The following is a 459-nucleotide window of genomic DNA, read 5'->3' on the forward strand; positions in this document are numbered from 1 at the left end:
GTTTCTGAGAGCAAACAAGATTGAGCACTTCAGAGCAGTCTGGTTTTAAGCTATAAAGCCAGTGAAGTTTTGCCCTTTTATTTATTTAATAATTACCAAAGCAACGAAATCAATTGCTGGCCCAAACAATGGCATTATGAAAAAGTTTACAGCACCTGGTATTCCCAGGTCGTCTCCCATCCAAGTACTAACCAGGGCCAAACCTGCTTAGCTTCTGAGCTCAAACAGGAATGAGTGTCTCAGAGCAGTCTGGCCTTAAGCTACTACTGCTGTGAAGATCTGCCCTTTTATTATTTAATGTTCACCAAAAGCAAAGAAATTAATTAGGGGCCCAAGCAACAGCATTATGAAAAACTTACAGCAACTGGTATTCCCAGGTAGTCTCCCATCCAAGTACTAACCAAACCAATCCCTGCTTAGCTTTTGAGATCAAGCAGTATTGAGCACTTCAGAGCAGTC

2 rRNA genes are annotated in these 459 nt (G+C 41.6%); both read right to left on the bottom strand.

Annotation, left to right across the window (positions count from 1 at the left end):
• Positions 1 to 143 precede the first annotated feature (143 nt).
• A 5S ribosomal RNA gene (gene rrf, locus F0L74_RS32920) occupies positions 144 to 261 on the bottom strand.
• Between the two features lie 91 nt (positions 262 to 352).
• Positions 353 to 459 (bottom strand): 5S ribosomal RNA (gene rrf / locus F0L74_RS32925); the annotation flags it as partial.

This window comes from Chitinophaga agrisoli, assembly GCF_008386695.1.
GTDB classification, from domain to species: Bacteria; Bacteroidota; Bacteroidia; order Chitinophagales; family Chitinophagaceae; genus Chitinophaga; species Chitinophaga agrisoli.